The organism is Streptomyces recifensis, from assembly GCF_002154615.1.
Taxonomy (GTDB): domain Bacteria; phylum Actinomycetota; class Actinomycetes; order Streptomycetales; family Streptomycetaceae; genus Streptomyces; species Streptomyces griseoluteus.
The window spans coordinates 1-1,337 of the sequence record NZ_MUNH01000316.1 but is presented as its reverse complement, the minus strand read 5'-3'; the positions used below and the strand labels follow the sequence as shown (position 1 = coordinate 1,337).

Sequence of the window (1,337 nt, the reverse complement as noted above, 5' to 3'; positions counted from 1 at the left end):
CGCGGCGGGGCTTTCACGTGCGGCGCGGTCGGTGTGGTCGTGGCCCGTGTGGTCGCGGTCGGTGACGTCGAGGAAGATCTGCCCGGCATCGGGGAACATCTCGGCGACGGACCGCTTGATGCGGACGGCGACCTCCTCGACCTCCTCGCTGTCCATTCCCGGCACCAGGTCGACGCGCGCGGCCACGAGGGCGGAGTCGATGCCGGTCTTCATGGTGAACAGCGCCTCCACGCTGTCGATCTCCGGCTGCGCGCGCAGCAGTTCCCGTATCCGCCCGGTCAGCTCGGGGTCGGCGGCCTCGCCGATGAGCTGGTCGCGGGCGTCGCGGCCGAGCCGGTAGGCGACGTAGACCAGCAGGCCGCCGATGAGGATCGACGCGCAGCCCTCCCAGACGGCCTGCCCGGTGAGCATGTGCAGCACCATGCCGATGGCGGCGAAGGTCACCCCGAGCACCGCGGTGCCGTCCTCGGCGAGCACGGTGCGCAGCGCGGGGTCCTGGACGTCACCGACGCCCTCCCCCTGCCGGTGCGCCTGGCGTACCGCCCGGATCAGCGACACCCCCTCGGCGACGAAGGCGACGCCGAGCACGACGAGGCCCGCGACGTAGCCGCTGAGCTTCTCCTCGGATCCGTTCCTGATCGCCTCGAAGCCCTGGAAGAAGGAGAAGCAGCCGCCCATCACGAAGATGCCGACCGCCGCCAGCAGGGACCAGAAGAACCGTTCCTTGCCGTAGCCGAAGGGATGGCGGGCGTCCGGCGGCCGGCGGCTGCGGCTCAGCGCGGCCAGCAGGAACACCTCGTTCAGGCTGTCGGCCACGGAGTGCGCGGCCTCCGACAGCAGGGCGGGCGAGCCCGCGAAGATCCCGCCCACGGCCTTGGCCACCGCGATCACCAGGTTCGCGGCGAGTGCCACGAGGACGGTGACGCGGGTGTGTCCGTCGGACTTGGCGGCCTCCTGGCCGTCGCTGTCGCCGGTCGTCGTTTCCGGCTGCTTTTCCGAAGTAGCGCTCACCTGTCGGCGACTGCCCCCGGCGGAGAGGATCACACGGGCCCGGACGGGGGAGGTCGGGAACTGTCCGGGGAGGACGCGGGCCCGGTGAGGAAGGAGTGTCACATGGCGAAGAAGAGCAAGACCATGAGCAAGATCAAGGCGCCCCTCCTGCACAGACCGGTGGGCTTCGCGCTGAGCTGGGCCGGCGGTGCGCTGGCCGGGCTGGCCTTCCGGAAGGCGTGGATGGTGATCCGGCACGAGGAGGAGGCACCCGACCCGCTGGACCCGGACCGCGGCTGGGGCGAGATCCTGCTGGCGGCCGCGGTGCAGGGCGCGATCTTCGCGGT

General features: G+C 71.5%; 2 protein-coding genes. One reads left to right on the top strand and one right to left on the bottom strand.

What is annotated here, in order from left to right; genetic code table 11:
* Positions 1-1,011: cation diffusion facilitator family transporter (locus CCN33_RS17690; RefSeq protein WP_425275852.1), on the bottom strand; the 1,011-nt coding region annotated here is incomplete at its 3' end.
* A 102-nt stretch (positions 1,012-1,113) separates the two neighbouring features.
* Between CCN33_RS17690 and CCN33_RS17685 the strand changes: the two genes are divergently transcribed.
* Positions 1,114-1,337: DUF4235 domain-containing protein (locus tag CCN33_RS17685; RefSeq protein WP_086694558.1), on the top strand; the 224-nt coding region annotated here is incomplete at its 3' end.